The following is a 1381-nucleotide window of genomic DNA, read 5'->3' as shown; positions in this document are numbered from 1 at the left end:
AAAAAAATGGCTCATTTTCAGATGTTTATGGTCGCATGAAATGGGATGACGTTGCTCCGACGCTTACTACCGGTTGTACAGATATAACTCGTGGTCGTTTTGCTCACCCAGAACAAAACAGAGGGATGACCTTACGAGAGGCTGCTAGGCTTCAATCATTTCCTGATTCTTATATATTTCTAGGAAATGCTGGGCAAATTGCTACGCAAATTGGTAATGCTGTGCCGCCTGCTATGATGCAGACAATAGCAGTTACACTTATAACAGCGCTAAATAACACCTAAGGATCATGAAATGACTCAGCTCAGGGTTAGGGCCAGAGCAGTAGATATGCTTGGGCGACAGCAAATAGCTGGTATACCAACTGCAATTCACGAACTATTTAAAAATGCCCATGATGCATATGCAGAAAGGGTCGAAGTAGATTTTTTTAGAAAAACAAGAGTTTTAGTTTTACGAGATGATGGTTATGGGATGACCAGAGAGGATCTTGAGAAGAGATGGTTAACACTAGGCACTGAATCTAGAATATCTGCAAATAAGAAGAAATCCATAGACGAATTGCAGCAAGAATGGCGTGGCCCAAAAAATTTACCTCCCAGGGTTATTATGGGGGAAAAAGGGATAGGGCGTTTAGCTATCGCGGTAATTGCCCCAATAACAATTTTGATGAGTCGTGCTAGCCGACCAGATGGATTGAAAAATCTTGTTTTAACGATTGTGCATTGGGGGATGTTTGAACAGCCAGGTATAGATATAAGCGAAATAGATATTCCTATAAAGGAGTTTCCTCAAGGGGTATTGCCATCAAATAATGATATATGCGAACTCACTGACAAAATAATTGAAAATTTGGAGAGACTTAAAAAATATCTTAACGAGGATGCATTTGATTCATTAAAAAACAGTATCGATGTTGCCAAGAAAATCTCACCAGAACAACTTGATTTGTTTTTGAATAAAAATATTGATGCGCCATTAACTTTGGCTGGTAATGGCTACGGCACGCATTTTATTGTATTGCCTGTTGCTCCAGAGCTGGATGATGATATCGATGGGGGGTCAGATAAAGAGTCCTCTAAATTAGAAAAGAATTTACTTGGCTTTTCTAATACCATGGTTGGAGTTGAACCAGTCATTAAGACTGAATTTCGTGATCATAAATTATCGCATACAGACAGTTTAATTGGTGAGGCAAGTTTTTTCACTGAGAATGATTTCGACTCATCTGATCATATATTTGATGGAGATTTTGATGAATATGGACAGTTCGTAGGAACTGTTACTATTTATGGAAAAAAGAGGGATTTTACTTGTAACTGGGCTGAGGGAAGGGGGCGTTTAGCACGTTGTGGCCATTTCTCTATTAGATATGGCTACG

Annotated in this window: 2 protein-coding genes; both read left to right on the top strand. The window is 39.2% G+C overall.

Annotated features, from left to right (window positions below; translation table 11 throughout):
• A partial coding sequence (locus DBR30_RS20300) for a DNA cytosine methyltransferase (RefSeq protein WP_146181395.1) occupies window positions 1-284 on the top strand: 284 nt, incomplete at its 5' end.
• Window positions 285-294: 10 nt separating this feature from the next.
• Window positions 295-1381 (top strand): ATP-binding protein (locus tag DBR30_RS20295; protein ID WP_219927585.1); only part of this gene is annotated, 1087 nt, incomplete at its 3' end.

Origin of the sequence: Aeromonas sp. HMWF017 (assembly GCF_003061465.1) — a bacterium.
GTDB classification, from domain to species: Bacteria; Pseudomonadota; Gammaproteobacteria; order Enterobacterales; family Aeromonadaceae; genus Aeromonas; species Aeromonas veronii.
This window is presented reverse-complemented; position numbering and strand designations above follow the sequence as displayed.